13 protein-coding genes, 3 tRNA genes and 1 pseudogene are annotated in these 14,954 nt (G+C 58.7%); 2 read left to right on the top strand and 15 right to left on the bottom strand.

What is annotated here, in order from left to right; genetic code table 11:
* From Q5H31_RS07390 to Q5H31_RS07325, 14 genes and pseudogenes are all read right to left on the bottom strand, one after another.
* A pseudogene (locus tag Q5H31_RS07390) lies at positions 1 to 430 on the bottom strand (acetate kinase); the annotation flags it as partial.
* Between the two features lie 134 nt (positions 431 to 564).
* A complete protein-coding gene (pta, locus tag Q5H31_RS07385; protein WP_165501001.1) occupies positions 565 to 2,235 on the bottom strand; it encodes a phosphate acetyltransferase in 1,671 nt (556 codons plus the stop codon).
* 200 nt (positions 2,236 to 2,435) lie between these two features.
* Positions 2,436 to 2,508: transfer RNA gene (locus tag Q5H31_RS07380), tRNA-Ala, on the bottom strand.
* A gap of 89 nt (positions 2,509 to 2,597) precedes the next feature.
* A tRNA-Ala gene (locus tag Q5H31_RS07375) sits at positions 2,598 to 2,670 on the bottom strand.
* 218 nt (positions 2,671 to 2,888) lie between these two features.
* Positions 2,889 to 3,587, bottom strand: coding sequence for a histidine phosphatase family protein (locus tag Q5H31_RS07370; protein ID WP_007052030.1), 699 nt, complete (start codon positions 3,585 to 3,587; stop codon positions 2,889 to 2,891).
* Positions 3,588 to 3,719: 132 nt separating this feature from the next.
* On the bottom strand, positions 3,720 to 4,133 hold the full coding sequence (rsfS, locus tag Q5H31_RS07365) for a ribosome silencing factor (protein ID WP_007052031.1): 414 nt from the start codon (positions 4,131 to 4,133) through the stop codon (positions 3,720 to 3,722).
* Positions 4,134 to 4,136: 3 nt separating this feature from the next.
* Positions 4,137 to 5,519, bottom strand: a complete 1,383-nt coding sequence (glmU, locus tag Q5H31_RS07360; RefSeq protein WP_008782812.1) for a bifunctional UDP-N-acetylglucosamine diphosphorylase/glucosamine-1-phosphate N-acetyltransferase GlmU — start codon at positions 5,517 to 5,519, stop codon at positions 4,137 to 4,139.
* Positions 5,520 to 5,613: 94 nt separating this feature from the next.
* Positions 5,614 to 5,684: transfer RNA gene (locus Q5H31_RS07355), tRNA-Gln, on the bottom strand.
* A 116-nt stretch (positions 5,685 to 5,800) separates the two neighbouring features.
* Positions 5,801 to 6,823: a ribose-phosphate diphosphokinase gene (locus Q5H31_RS07350; protein WP_007052033.1), complete on the bottom strand. Its 1,023-nt coding sequence runs from the start codon at positions 6,821 to 6,823 to the stop codon at positions 5,801 to 5,803.
* An 85-nt stretch (positions 6,824 to 6,908) separates the two neighbouring features.
* Positions 6,909 to 8,783, bottom strand: a complete 1,875-nt coding sequence (locus tag Q5H31_RS07345) for an acyltransferase family protein (protein WP_302457635.1) — start codon at positions 8,781 to 8,783, stop codon at positions 6,909 to 6,911.
* 175 nt (positions 8,784 to 8,958) lie between these two features.
* Entirely contained in the window at positions 8,959 to 10,440 is a 1,482-nt protein-coding gene (locus Q5H31_RS07340) for a DUF1846 domain-containing protein (protein WP_007052035.1), read from the bottom strand.
* A gap of 246 nt (positions 10,441 to 10,686) precedes the next feature.
* Positions 10,687 to 11,070 (bottom strand): immunity protein YezG family protein, encoded by a 384-nt coding sequence (locus Q5H31_RS07335; RefSeq protein WP_021975702.1) that lies wholly within the window; start codon positions 11,068 to 11,070, stop codon positions 10,687 to 10,689.
* A complete protein-coding gene (locus tag Q5H31_RS07330; protein WP_302457634.1) occupies positions 11,063 to 12,346 on the bottom strand; it encodes a DNA/RNA non-specific endonuclease in 1,284 nt (427 codons plus the stop codon). Before Q5H31_RS07330 ends, Q5H31_RS07335 begins: the two co-directional genes overlap by 8 nt.
* A complete protein-coding gene (locus Q5H31_RS07325) occupies positions 12,347 to 13,000 on the bottom strand; it encodes a hypothetical protein (RefSeq protein ID WP_302457633.1) in 654 nt (217 codons plus the stop codon).
* A 151-nt stretch (positions 13,001 to 13,151) separates the two neighbouring features.
* On the opposite strand from Q5H31_RS07325, the gene Q5H31_RS07320 reads away from it, so the two are divergent.
* Positions 13,152 to 13,607, top strand: coding sequence for a hypothetical protein (locus Q5H31_RS07320; protein ID WP_015713432.1), 456 nt, complete (start codon positions 13,152 to 13,154; stop codon positions 13,605 to 13,607).
* Positions 13,493 to 14,476 carry an MFS transporter gene (locus Q5H31_RS07315; RefSeq protein ID WP_007055468.1) on the top strand — a complete coding sequence of 328 codons (984 nt, stop codon included), beginning with the start codon at positions 13,493 to 13,495 and terminating at the stop codon, positions 14,474 to 14,476. The genes Q5H31_RS07320 and Q5H31_RS07315 overlap by 115 nt, the downstream gene beginning before the upstream one ends.
* Before the next feature lie 119 nt (positions 14,477 to 14,595).
* On the opposite strand, the gene Q5H31_RS07310 is transcribed toward Q5H31_RS07315, so the two are convergent.
* Positions 14,596 to 14,913: a transposase domain-containing protein gene (locus tag Q5H31_RS07310; RefSeq protein ID WP_302457632.1), complete on the bottom strand. Its 318-nt coding sequence runs from the start codon at positions 14,911 to 14,913 to the stop codon at positions 14,596 to 14,598.
* Positions 14,914 to 14,954: the final 41 nt, after the last annotated feature.

The following is a 14,954-nucleotide window of genomic DNA, read 5'->3' as shown; positions in this document are numbered from 1 at the left end:
TCTGCGGAACGTCCGGCAGCAGGGAGCGCATGACTTCGGCGCCCTTGGCCTCCGGTCCGTTGTGCAGCGGGGCGAGCACAGCCAGATCCTTGACCTGGTTGATGGTCTTGTTGGTCACGAGGGCCGGCTTCGGGAAGATGGAGCCACCCTGCACCACACGGTGGCCGACGGCGACAATGCCAGCCTCAGACAGGTTCGGGCCGTACTCCTCGAAGAAGCCGAGCACGCGCTTCAGACCCTGCTCGTGGTCGTGAATCGGCTCTTCAAGCTCGTGCTTTTCGCCGTTGTACTCGTGCTTGTAGTGGCCGTCGACCGGCTCACCGATCTTCTCGACGAGGCCGGAAGCGAGGCCTTCGCCGGATTCGAGATCAACCAGCTGGTACTTGATCGAGCTGGAGCCGGAATTGATGACAAGGACGGTTTTCGCCATTATGGGCATCCTCCATTGTGATTGAATGTTCCCGTGAGACACGGGTTACCGTTGATTAGATTACTCGTTGCTTGCTACAAAAAAGGCATTACGGTGGCTCCCGCTGGCGGGAGCCACCGGGAGCCAAGCCGGGCTCACTGCGCTTCGATGGCGGTGAGGGCGATGGTGTTGATGATGTCCCGCACCAGAGCACCACGGGACAGGTCGTTTACCGGCTTGTTGAGACCCTGCAGCACCGGGCCGATGGCCAAGGCGCCGGAGGAGCGCTGCACAGCTTTGTAGCCGATGTTGCCGGCGCACAGGTCCGGGAAGACGAACACGTTGACGTGTCCAGCCACATCGTTGCCCTTGGCCTTGGTGGCGGCTACGGTGGGGGACCAGGCGGCGTCGAACTGGATGGAACCGACCACCGGCAGATCCGGAGCCTTCTCCTTGAGCAGCTTGGTGGCTTCCTCGACCATGTCCACGTCCGGTCCCTTGCCGGAGCCGAGGGTGGAGTAGGAGAGCATACCGACCTTCGGGTCGATGCCGAAGGCACGTGCGGTCTCGGCGGACTGCAACGCGATTTCGGAAAGCTGCTCGGCATCCGGGTTGAGGTTGATGGCGCAGTCGGAGAACACGGCCACATGGTCCTTGAAGCACATGAGAAATGCGCCGGAGACCAGCTTCTGGCCGGGCTTGGTCTTGATGACCTGCAGGGCCGGGCGCACGGTGTTGGCGGTGGAGTTCACGGAGCCGGAGACCAGGCCGTCGGCGTAGCCGAGCACCACGAGCATGGTGCCGAAGTAGCTGGCGTCGGCCAGCTGCTTGCGGGCCTGCTCCTCGGTCATGCCCTTCTTGGCACGCAACTCGCACAGCTTGGCGACCATGGGCTTCAACACGTTCTCGTCGTCCATAGCCTGGAAGCGGGCGCGCTCCAAGTAGTTCAGGCCCAGTTCCTTGCCGCGAGCCAGAATGGCGTCCTTGTTGCCCACGATGATGAGGTTCACGATCTCGCGCTCAAGCAGGTAGTCGGCCGCCTTGATGATGCGGTCCTCCTCGCCTTCGGGCAGCACGATGGTCTTCTTGTTGCTCTTGGCCTTGCCGAGCAGGCCGAACTGGAAGGCGTACGGGGTGATGGGCGCGGTGACGTCCACATCGAGCGCGGCGAGCACTTCATCGGTGGGAGCGTTCTTACGGAAGGTCTCCAGCGCCAGATCCTTGGTGGATTCATCGGTGAACGGCACCTGCGGCAGAGTCCAGACCGGCAGGCCGTACTTGGCGAGGGTCTCCTTAACGGAGAAAGCGTGGCGCGGCTCGCATCCGGTCACGAAGATGCCGAGCACCTTGTTGCCAGCGGCCTCCATGCCCTCGATGGACAGCTTGACGGTCTCGTCGAGCTCGTGCGGCCAACGGTCGATGGTGCACACGGCTAGGAACACGCCGGCCTTCAGATCAGCGGCGACATTCGCGTCGAATTCATAGCTGGTCGGATCGTTGACGTGGGACTTGTCGGTGCCCACGATCAGGGCGGCGTCCGCGCGGGAAACGTCCATGGCATCGTTGAACGCGCCGACGATATCGCCACGGGCGGTGTCCTTATCCTCGCGCACCTTGTGCACATCGAGGCCGGTGGACAGGGCCACGCCGAGTCCGGCATTGGAGGCGGCGAGCAGGATCGGGGTGAATTCGTCATGGTTGGACACAGCAGGGCGGAACACCATGGTCTTGTACTTGGAAGTCAATGCGTTGAGCATGCCGTAAGCGACGACGTTGCGGCCATTGGCGCCTTCAGGGCTGGCGATATATACACGGGTGACGGTCACGATGTTTTTGTCTCCTTTGATAATCAACACGATAGGGACCACACCTCATTGTAGTGGCGATTACTGTTATCGCTCACGCCGGTGTCGCGCCAATCGGAAGAGCGTCCCCTTGGCGACGCTTTCCGGGGAATGTTGCGCAAAAGTCGGCCGATAGGCCAGAAAACGAGAAAGGCCGGTGCATGAAGCACCGGCCTTGATTGTGGAGCTAGGGGGATTCGAACCCCCGACCCTCTCCATGCCATGGAGATGCGCTACCAGCTGCGCTATAGCCCCGAGTGAAGCTATCCGATTCATGGGAGTCGCAAGACCCGCCATGAACCAGCGGAGAAACCACCATATCGCCTGATTTGATGGCTTCGTCGTGGAGCTAGGGGGATTCGAACCCCCGACCCTCTCCATGCCATGGAGATGCGCTACCAGCTGCGCTATAGCCCCGTTTTCAATTGTTGGCCCGTTGTTTGGACCTCGTATACATTACGACGAGATGTCGATTCTGGCAAAAGCCGGCGTGTCGCCAAATGGCAAAAGTGGGATTTGGCGACACTTTTTGGCTTGTTTCCGCCATTATTCAGGCATTGGGTTATTCAATTACTGCTTGAACGGTTTTTCGAATACACTGAACCTGTTGGCTCAGCAGGGGAGCCGTGACACGATCAGCGTTCGCGTTCCCACTCGTCGGTGTCGGCGATGGCCGGACCGTGATTGTAGTCCAGCAGACGCCAGCGCACAGTGCCATCGGGATTGTCCATCGGCACCAAGCGCACCCAGTGCGCATTACGCAATGAAACCACCGTGGAAAAGGTCGGATCGATTGCAGAAATGCCCAACAGGGTCTGCAATGTCTGCGCAATCCATGCGCCGTGCGAGAACACGAACAGGTCCGTGTCGTCTCCGGCACGCGTGGACCAGTCCTCAAGAGCCTCTACGCCGCGCTTGCCCACAGCTTCCTTGGGCTCGGCACCATACTTCAGCTCGCCGCCCCGAGACTCCATCCAGGAACGGAAGTCCTCGGGGTAGCGTTCGGCCAGTTCGGCCACGGCATGGCCATCCCAATCACCGAAGCTGCGTTCACGGACGCGACGATCATCGACGGGCTCGATTCCACCCAATACGTCGGCGAAAGCTTGCGCGGTGGCGTGCGCACGCTTCAAATCGGAGCAGACAATGAACCGGTGGTTGATTTCCTGCCGACGATCGACGTACAGCCTTTTCAAGGCCGCGGCGGTCTGCTTGACCTGCCATTCACCCACGGCGTCCAGCGGAATGTCGACCTGGCCTTGGAGCTTGTGAGCGGCGTTGTAGGAGGTGCGTCCATGACGGATAAGGAAAACGGAACGAACATGATTGGTCATAGTGACGATCCTTTCGGTTCCAGTGAGGAAACAGGAAAAAGGGGAGGGCTGCCTGATGCCGTCAATGATGTTTGGCAACAGGCAGCCCGACACGCGAATATCAGCGAATATCAGCGTTATGTGATTCGCACGTTACGCGGTGGTGACGGCAGCATCTTCCGCATGCTCCGCCGTTTCCGGGTGTGCGAGTTCAAGATCGATGGCCGGGCAGTCGCGCCAGAGTCGTTCGAGCCCGTAGAATTCGCGCGATTCCTCGTGCATGACATGAATCACGAAATCACCGTAGTCAAGCAGCACCCACTGGCCCTCGGTCAGGCCCTCGCGAGAGCGCGGCTGACGGCCGGAGCACTTAAGGAACAGGTCCTTTTCGATTTCCTCGGCCACGGCCAGTACCTGACGCTCGTTGGAGGCGCCGGCGATCATCATGATGTCGGTGATGCCGAGCAGGTCGGCTACGTCGAAGGCCACGATGTCGGTGGCTTTGATACGGTCCGCGGCCTCGGCGGCCACGCGGACGGCGTTGATGGAATCCTGAAGTGCGGGCATGGTTCAGCGCTCCCAGGCGGGCTTCCAGCCCTCGACGTTGTGTTGCGTATTCTCGGAGTAGACCATCGTGTCGCTCGGCACGGCGTGGCGCACCACGGAACCGGCGCCGGTGGTCACGTTGTCGCCCACTTCAACCGGGGCCACGAACAGGTTGCCGGCACCCACGTGGCAGCCGGAGCCGATGGTGGTGCGGTTCTTGTGCACGCCGTCATAGTTGGCGGTAATGGTGCCGCCGCCGATGTTGGTGTGGTCGCCAAGCTGGGCGTCGCCCACGTAGCTCAGGTGCGGCACCTTGGTGCCGTTGCCGATGTGCGCCTTCTTCATTTCGACGAACGCGCCGGCCTTGGCATCCTCGCCGAACTCGTTGCCCGGGCGCAGGTAGGTCCACGGGCCGATGTTCGTGCGTGCGCCGATGTGCGATTCCTGTACGCGGGAACGCTCGACCACGGCACCTTCGTCCACGGTTGCGTCGATCAGGGTGGTGTACGGGCCGACGATGGCGTCCTCGCCGACCACCGTGTGGCCTTGCAGGAAGGAGCCGGGCAGGATGGTGGCGTCGCGGCCGATTTGGACATCGTCCTCGATCCAGGTGGTTTCCGGGTCAAGAATGGTCACGCCGTCGCGCATCCAGCGCTCGCAGACGCGGCGGTTGTAGGTCTTGGACAGCGCGGCCAGCTGCACGCGGTCGTTCACGCCTTCGACGGTGAGCGGATCCGGAGCGGCGAACGCGCCGACCTTGCCAGCGGCCTTGGCGGTTTCCAGCGCGTCGGTCAGATAGAACTCACCCTGCGCGTTGTTCGACTTCAGTCCGGCGATTGCCTCGGTAAGCACGGAAGCCTCGAACACGTAGACTGAGGTGTTCACTTCCTGCACGGCGAGTTCGCTGCGGTTGGCGTCTTTCTGCTCGACGATGCGCAGCACGTTGCCTTCGCGATCGCGGATGATGCGGCCGTAGCCGGTCGGGTCATCGAGGATGGTGGTGAGCACAGTGGCGCCGTTGCCGGAGGCGGTGTGGAATTCGACCAGACGGTGCAGCGTCTCGCTGTCGAGCAGCGGCATGTCGGAGGCGGCGATCAGCACCGGGCCATCGACCTTGCCAGCCTCGGTGAGCTGCGCCATTGCGCACTGCACGGCGCGGCCGGTACCGGGAATGTCGTCCTGGTTCACAATGGTGACCTGCTCGTCATAGGAGCGGGCGGCTTCGGCGACGCGCTCGGCCTGGAAGTGCACGACCACGGCCAACGTGTCGGGATTCAGGGCGGCCACCGAATCCATGACCCTGTTCAGGAAGGTCTTGCCTGCAAAAGCATGCAGCACCTTCGGCTTGTTGGAACGCATGCGGGTACCCTCGCCGGCGGCGAGGACGATGGCTGCGGATAATGCCATAACTGACGTATTCCCTTCGATCGGAATGTCTATTGAGGGTGGAAACACCTCAAAACAATAGACGGCCGCCCGGATGTCGAGCGGCCGTCAGCCGTTCCCCCACCTGGACTCGAACCAAGACAAAGGGTTCCAAAGACCCGTGTGCTGCCATTACACCATGGGGGAGTCGTGGGCTTTCGGCCCACAAGTGTTCATTTATACCATACTGTCGGTATTTACCGAAAGGCTACGCCATGTCGCGTCTCGCATCGTGTGCTTTCCACGAACAAACACGCACGTGATCAGGCGAACAGGAAGCCTTGACCGTGGTGCTCGGGGTAGGTGTCGAACAGTTCGGCGACCGAGCCGTCCTCGAATACGGCGCGGATGGCGCTGGCCAGCAGCGGGGCGATCGACAGGACGGTCAAGCCATCCCAGCGCTTTTCCTCGGGAATCGGCACGGTGTCGGTCAGCACGACCTCGCGCGCACCGCAGTTCTTGAGTCGCTCGACGGCCGGGCCGGAGAGCACGCCATGCGTGGCGACCACGGTCACCGACTTGGCTCCCGCGTCCTGCAGCACGTGGCATGCGCCCGCGATGGTACCGGCGGTGTCGATCAGGTCATCGACAAGCACGCAGTCCTTGCCGGCGACGTCGCCGACCACACGGTTGGCGACCGCCTGGTTCGGGCGGGTGATGTCGCGCGTCTTGTGCACGAAAGCGAGCGGACCGCCGCCGAGACGCTGCGCCCACTGCTCGGCCACGCGAATGCGGCCGGCGTCGGGGGAGACGACGGCGACGTTGTCGAGATGGCCCTGGAAACGATCACGGATGTAGTCGACCAGCACTGGCATGGCCACCAGATGATCGACCGGGCCGTCGAAGAAGCCTTGGGACTGCGCGGCATGCAGATCGACCGACATGATGCGGTCGGCACCGGCGGTCTTCAGCAGGTCGAACACCAGACGGCAGGAGATGGGCTCGCGGCCGCGGTGCTTCTTGTCCTGACGGGAGTAGCCGAGCAACGGGCAGACCGCAGTAATGGAACGGGCCGAGGCGCGCTTCAATGCGTCGATCATGATGAGCTGCTCCATGATCGCCTTGTTGATGGGCTTGTAGTGGCTTTGCAGCACGAACACATCGGCGCCACGCACCGATTCAGTGTAGCGCACGTACATCTCGCCGTTGGCGAAATCGTATGCGGTGGTTTCAAGGACGTCGATGCCGAGCTGCTCGGCGACATCCTCAGCCAACTTCGGATGAATCCTTCCCGTAACGAGAATAAGATTCTTATCGGGCTTCCCTTCAAGGATTGCGCTCACCATGTCTCCCAACGTGTGGTCTCGTTGATGCAGTCTTCAGCATAGCCGTTCTTCACGACCGGTTGGACAACTCAGCGTTGCCTGCCGTTCACCTGCCGCTTGCGATCCATTGTTCGATGGCCTGTCTGACCGCCTTTGCATAGATATCGCTATCCATGCTCGGGTGGATGCCGTCGGAGCCGAGCACCTGCGCGTTCGCGTTGGCTGTGGCATCCCAATCCACCAGCACCACATTGTCCGGATGTGCGGCCGCATAGTCGGCAAGCACCTGGTTGGTAGGTGGAATCCACGTACGGTCTCCGTGGGCATTGACCAGTACCAGCACGCGGTCGGGGCCGATCATATTACGAATCTGGTCCAACTGATCAGGGGTGATTGCCGAATTGGTGCCAAGGCCGATCAACACCCACTGCCGCAGACTGCCGGCGGACAGAGCGTTGCCGATGAGTTCGGGGGCGACCATGATGGAGCGGGAAACGCTCGCGTCGGTCTGAATGCCGGGGAAGACTTCCGAAAGGCCCTGTGATGAGGCCAGCATCACCGAATCGCCTATGGCGGTAATCTGATCGCCGGTGGGCATCTCATGCTTGGGCTTGGGCGGTGCCGGCACGGCATGGCGCAGCAGCACGTGTTCGGTTTTCTGCATACGTTCCAGTTGTGCGGCCTGTTGCTCCAGCTGGATCTGCATGGCGGTTTTCGCAGGTGCATGAGCAATGCCCTGCACGCAGCCGGCCAACGACAGCACCAGGATAACGTCAACGGCAATAACCCGGGCCACATGATTCTTCTTGTTCGTGCGAAGGGGCACCACGACGGATACCGCCGAGTGCGTTGCCGCCGGTTTCTCCACCATCAGCCAGGAAATCATCACCGCAATGGCGGTGAGCAACGCGGTCATGATGAGAGGCCAAGGCCCTACTGCCTTGAAGATCTTCGGGGCAAGGGCGCTGGAAAGAATCCACAACGGCCAGTGCCACAGGTAGATGCCGTACGAATACTTGCCGAGGGAGGCCAATGGCTTGAACACCATGAGGCTTTGCATCCAGGAATCGTCGGAGATGGTACCGGCAATCAGCAGCACGGACAACAAGCTGGACAATATGATGCCACCGCGGAAGGCGAATGCATCCTGTTTGCCGATAACCGCCATGGTGACCAAGGCAATCAGGCTGAGGAACGCCAATACCGGTGCCGCCGCATTCCAGATGCGATGCTCCACGGGAATCTGAGGTAACGGAGCCCGATGTGCGGCTGCCGAAGCGCTCGAGCTAATGGTGCGGGGCATCGGCACAGCCCTCTGGCGAGCGTGGCCCAACTGAGGAGCGGTGACCCACCAGGCGAGAGCCACACCCAGCATCAGGCCCATGCTGTGGGTATCGGTGCCGAAGTAGACGCGGGTGGGGTCGCCTTTGGGCACATACATCACCCACATGGCGATACTGCTGAACGCCGCGAGTCCCAGTGGGATGAGTGAAGACAGTTTCGTCTGGCGGAGCTTCCACATCAGCCAGACGATGAACGGCACGATGACGTAGAACTGCATGAGCACGCCAATGAACCACAGATGGCGAAACACCTGCGGGTTCATTTGGTCGAAATAGCTTTGGCCTCCGGCAATGGCGTACCAGTTGTAGCAGCCCAGCAGCACGGTGATGACTTGGTCGCGGATGGAAACTAGAATGTCGTGATCGAACAGCCAGCCGACGGAGACGATGACCGGAATCAGCAGAAACAGCGCCGGATAGAGACGTACTGCACGCTTGGGAATATATCGCACGAGATTCAGCGATCCGGTTTTCGCCAGAGAACGAATCAAACTGACGGCAATCAGGAATCCAGAGACGGTGAAGAACACGTCGACTCCGTAGAATCCGCCTGGCAGCCGTTGCTGCATGCAGTGGTACAGCACAATGGCTATCAGCGCTAGTCCTTTAATACCGTCTAAACCCACGAACCGCTTCACGGATAATCCTTCTCTTTCCGTAGTGCTGATGGCATTCCCCGTTCTCTCCAACAAACGGAAAACAAGCCCAGCATGGCCGAGGGGAGAGACAACGCGACAGCAGCGAATCGTCAGGCCGCATGCTGCATGATTACCGGCTTGACGATTCGCGGCATACCGCGCTTATCGGTGGCGCTTACCGGTGATACAGACTCACCCGTTCGTACTTCGGTTCGCAGCACACGTTGATGCCGAGTTTGCGATACAGCGCCTCGTCCGTGGATGAGATGATAACGGAGAAGAAGGCGTCGCAGCCCCGCAACTGTTTGAGCCCGTCGATGACGCGAGCGGCCACAGGACTGGTGGCGCTGGTGATTGACAATGCAATCAGCGTCTCATCCGAGTGCAAGCGTCGGTTCACGCTGTTGAGATGCTCGGTTTTCAGCCGACAGATGGGTTCGATGGCGGCATCGTCGATTACCGGAATGGTTTCGTCAACACCGGTGACGGCCTTGAGCGCGTGCATCAGCAGCGCGCTGGCCGCGCCCAACAGGTCGCCGGTTTTGCCGGTGACCACATGGCCATCGGGCAGCACCATGGCGCCAGCCGGGGCACCGGTGGCGGCCTCCTTCTCAAGAGCCACGGCGCGGGCGGGAGAAAGATCGGGGGTCACGCCGGCCCGGTTCATGATGGAGCGCAGCCGCTCCACCTGTTCCTCGCCAGTGCCGGTGCGCTTCAAGTGCACGGCGGCGGCGAAGTAGCGGCGCACGATTTCCAGACGCGCGGCATCGCGGCAGGCATCGTCGTCCACAATGGCGTATCCGGCCATGTTGACGCCCATATCGGTGGGGCTCTGATAGGGGCTTTCGCCCATGATGCGCTCCATCATGGCCTTGAGCACGGGGAATGCTTCGACGTCGCGGTTGTAGTTGACGGTGGTCTCGCCGTACGCCTCCAGATGGAAGGGGTCGATGATATTGGCATCGTCGAGGTCGACGGTGGCAGCCTCGTACGCGATGTTGACCGGATGGTTGAGCGGAAGATTCCAGATGGGGAACGTCTCGTATTTGGCATAGCCGGCGTCGATGCCGCGCTGGTGCTCGTGGTACAGCTGAGACAGGCACGTGGCGAGTTTGCCGGAGCCCGGGCCGGGCGCGGTGACCACGACGAGCGGCCGGGTGGTCTCGATGTACTCGTTCTTGCCGTATCCGTCGTCTGAAACGATGCGTTCGATGTCGTGCGGGTATCCGGCGATCGGGTAGTGCAGGCGGCAGGTGACGCCGAGTTGCTCGAGGCGGTGGCGGTAGGCGTCGGCGGCGGGCTGATTGGCGTATTGGGTGAGCACTACGGAGCCGACGAGGAAGCCGCGGGAACGGAACACGTCGATGAGTCGCAGTACGTCCTCGTCGTAGGGGATACCGAGGTCGCCGCGGGTCTTGCCTTTTTCGATATGGTTGGCGTTGATGGCGATGACGATTTCCACATCGTCCACCAGACTTTCCAACATGCGGAACTTGGTGTCCGGCTCAAAGCCGGGCAGCACGCGCGAGGCGTGGTAGTCGTCGAAGAGCTTGCCTCCGAATTCCAGATAGAGTTTGCCGCCGAATTGCGCGATGCGCTTTCTGATGTTGGCGGCTTGCAGCTCGATGTATTTTTCGTTGTCGAATCCCTGGCGCATAGAGGTCGGCATCCCTTTCCGAACGACGTCGTAAACGGAAAAATTATACCGGACGTCGTCGGCAACAAAAAATGGGATTCCCCGATGGAGAATCCCATTCGTCATAGAGAGCAATCACTCCCGAGGAATGTTGAACAGGGGTTTGCATGGCTCCCAAAAACGCGCTGGTCGAAACGTTGCCGACGACGCGTGCGCTCGAAGAGTATGCACGGGTGGCTTTGCGGTGATTTCCCAGACCGTTCGTTGCTAGGCGAGATATTTCTTTTTCCAGGCCTTCTTTCGGGCGTAAACGTTTTCTGTCATGTCGGAGTAGTCGTAATCAACTTTGAACTTGCCGTTGGAATGGAGAATAAGCGTCATCGATCCCCATCTCTTTTCGGGCTTAAGCGCGGCCCTTTCAGGTTCAATGAACTTGTTGATAGCCATAAAGTTTTTCATCAAGGATGCCCTCGAAACGCCTTTTTGGTCAAAGCATTTAACGAAGTCGTCTTTTCCGCTGCCAGCAACGTAATACTCAATAGAGAACGCACCCTCGGCGTACTCGGCGTAAAACACGACCTTGCTCCAGTCTTCGGGGAGGGTTTCCTCAAGAATTGAAGCTATCCCTTGTAGCATCTTCTTTTCACTCATTACATTTCCTTTGCAGTGTTAAGAAGAAACGTAACCGTCTCTTCGCCGTCAATAATGTCCGTGATAGCAAACGAGCTAGGCCTGAATGACCCGCCCTCATAAAGTGGCTCAACCTTGAAAAACACTTCAGCGCCATCAGCCAAAGCATCGGCGCATTTTTGCTCGATTGCTGCATAGGCTTTTGGTTAACCTCGCCGCCCATGGCGACAATATTCTCAAGGCCATTTGATCCATTGAATCGGTCGGCAATCAGATGGCCTCTTTGATCAAAAAGCTCTTCAAACCCTTTTCCGATTGACTGGATAGTGTCCTTGATGGTCAAACGACCTTCGTGGGTCTTTAGTTGTAAGAAGCCTTCGGCCGATTCGACCCTACCCATTGCATCGGTAACGTAATTATACCCATTGATCTCATAGCTCATGTTCGGAACGAGGTCGTCGCCAACGCGGTAAAGCTGCCCGAGATCGTCGGTTGCACACTTCACGCCGTCGATCGCAAACTCGTTATTGGGAAGCAGTCGGTCGCCTTCGTAAATTGCCTTTCCGGCATCATCCAGAATTCGTGAGCTTGCGCCCGATTCTGCTGCCTTTGAGGCAAGAAAGTTATTTAGACCTCGTCCGGCAAGAAGCGTTGCTGCCGTAACAGTTCCCGCAACGACTTCTCCGACGATATCCTCCTGAGATATCTCACCGTCTTCAGCGCCGGCTTCCAAGCTCTTTCCCATTTCGTCAAGAACGAGTACAGCCCCAGCAGCGAGTGCTGCAGGGGCAGAAGCGGTGACGGCTACGGCACCAAGCGCAACTTCAGTGGCGATTTCGCCTCCAGTTTCGACATAGTCTCCGATTTCCCGTATCTGCTCATCGGCTTCCATGAAGTCGCCCCAGGCGTTGGCTGCATCGTCAACAGCGTGTGTTTGCGCGGTTTTCACCGCTGCTTCTTCGTCTTCGGCCAGTAGTTCAATATTCGATTCAACACCGACATATGCGTTTTCTCCAACGTCGGCAACTCCAAGTGCGAACCTGCCGCCAAGATAAGCTCCGTTCCTTGCGCCATCGCGGACAGTTTCGCCTGCAGCGTTGAGTGTTGGCTCGCATGCTTTCCAGGCGTCATCTGCGGCTTCTTGAACTGTTGAAATGCTCGCGGTTAGGACATCGCCGGAAGAAATATCCCGCCATGCGGCATCTGCACAATCAGCAACGGTGCGTTGCGCCTCCTCGAAGGCCAATCTCGTTTCGGTCGTATCCGGCATTAATTGCTCTATATTTTCAAACGCCATTTAGATCACCGGCCTTGTTTGAGATAAGACCGCTGATACTTCGGCGAGTGCTGAGGCCTTTTCCGTTGTCTCGATGCCGGTACCCCTCTTTCTCAGCTCGTTGAGATGAGCGTTAAACATCGACTGAATGAACAGGTATTGGATTGGTCCCCAGCTTTCGGGTGAGGAGTCATCTTCGAATTTCCAGCTTGAAAGCAGATGGGAGCAAAGCCTCTCTTTGAGGCTGTCGGCAGATAAATCCCTGGCGTCGTCGAGGATGCGTCCAATATTGAAATACCTATAAGCACACCATTCAAACAGTGGCTTCCTCGAGGACAGAGGAGTCCCTGCCATCTCAATCAAGCGTGCCTTCATGGAGTCAGGTATGTCCATCTTGTGCACACAGTCGCAGAAGTTGTATTCCCTTGGCTCATCGAGCTTGAACGGATTAAGCACACAAGAGTTGAGATAGCGAAGCTCTTCAGAAGAAACCTTGTCCTTCGCGCTGTGCTTGCTCTGTGTCGGCGAGTACTCTAGGCCGCGTTCATGCGGTTCGATGTGACAGAGGACAGGTTCGATCCATTCGTTCTGATATATTGCTGCAACGCCTCGCTGAAGATTTGCAAGCTCTTGGATTTGGCTCTCGTTAAGATTTGCCGCCTTGCCGATAAGCATCCTGTCGCCTTCGTCAGGCAGTTTCCAGGATAAGTCGATGCGATGATTCTGCCTCAAGCCCAGCGGGTTGTTAAGACGCGGTCATTTTGGCGCTTACATCTCACTTTTTGCAGACGTAGAATACGGGTATTGGAATCAAAGGAGGGTTCTCATGCCAAATATCGGTAAGGACGACCATCCGAAGCTGTGGTCGCTTATTTTCGTGCTTATCATCGCGCTGACCTTCTGTTGCTTCGTCATGGGCCAAGGACTCAACAGTGGAACCAGCGTCTTCCTGGCAGGCCAAGGTTACGGTGCGAGCCTTGCCGGCGTACTTGCACTCGTCTTCTCCATTGCCGCCGCGTTAGCACGACTGTTCGTCGGCCCTGTTATCGACAACGGCAAGTGCTCACTCGTTATCATCGCCGGCATCGCTATCCTCATAGCAGGAACAGCACTGTCCGCTGTCGTTCAAGGCATCCCCTCTTCACAATCAGCCGTTTGCTGCAAGGCGTGGGCTTTGGCGCAGCAACAACAGCAGCCTCGACCGCCGCAGCAAGCGTCTTACCGCAAGAACGGCTCGGCGAAGGCATTGGATACCACGGCCTCGGACAGGCTATCGCCATGAGCATCGGCCCAGCCTTCGCACTTTACCTAGTAGGAACCGATCCCTCAACGAACCTCTATGTCGGCCTTGCCCTGGTTGGGTTTGCAGGGCTTGTAATCGCCCTCAACGCACGCTATGAAAGTAAATGGCAAACTCTGCCAAGCTCCAGCGCATACCGAATCAAAATGGAAACCCGGCTCGAACTCGACTCAAAAGACGGGCAGGCACCCAGCCCCACCACAGTAACTACATCCGAAACAATTAACAGTGAAAAGTATCCTGAAGGCGACCAGGTGTCCAAGAGAACCCTGCGTGACTCATTCAACATCTTCGAGCCGCGCGCATTGCCTGGCGCCATCCCACAGATGATCATGTGCCCCACTTTTGGCTTTGGCGTCTTCTTTGCCGGTCTGTACGGTACTACTCTCGGCTATACCCACGCCGGTCTCTTCTACACCATCAGCGCGGTAAGCATGATTATCATTCGCATGATTTCAAAGCATTTCATGGACACCGTACCTGCAATCAAAACAATGACCGGAGCCGTCGCGTGCGGCATCCTCTGCTGCCTTATGCTACTTGCCGCACCGTACGGGGAACCTGTCTTCCTGGCGTCCGGAATCTTCTATGGTCTCGCCACTGGCATAAGCCTGCCACTTAATCAAAGCGTAGCGGTAAAGAACACCCCGCCAGAGCGCTGGGGCGCCGCAAACGCCCTGTTCCTGCTCGCCAATGACATCGGCATTGGCTTCGCAAGCGTAATCTGGGGCGTTATCAATGACTCATTCGGGTTCCAGACAAGCATCGTCTGCGTCATTGTCTGCCTTATCGCAAGCTACGCATCCGCCTGGATCGTCTACCCCGCCCGCGACAAGCGGTGGAGGCATTAGAGCGTAAGCGTCAAAATGACCGCGTAGCAGGAAACGTCCAGGACCATTCCGGCATACGGATGGAAAAGTCCTGGACGTTTCCATCTTTGCGTTGCGGTATGCCTTAGGCCGCTATGTCGCTACAGGCCCTCCTCGGCGTTGTTCGCCATCTCGTCGTCGAACGCATCGGGGTCGATGTTAATTATGAAGTCGTCAGGCATCTCTTTGGCCTTCTCGGCAGCGGCTGGGTCGAGCTTGCAGGACTCAGGCACCCTATCCGACCACGGCAGGAACGAGTCCACAACCTCATCGGTGAGCTCGCCGGCGTTGGGCATCTCGGTCAGCAGCCACTCGACGTAAAGCCTGGGATTGAGCCCGTTGGCCTTGGCCGTGGTGGTGACGCTGTATATCGCCGCAGACGCCCGCGCGCCGCGCGGCGCATCGCTGTATTTCGTCAAGTCGGTGTTTCGTGTTTAGTCATGTATTTTTTTCGGGTTTA

Source organism: uncultured Bifidobacterium sp. (assembly GCF_959020155.1).
Taxonomy (GTDB): Bacteria; Actinomycetota; Actinomycetes; order Actinomycetales; family Bifidobacteriaceae; genus Bifidobacterium.
The sequence above is the reverse complement of the archived record's forward strand: the minus strand, read 5'-3'. Positions and strand labels throughout refer to the sequence as shown.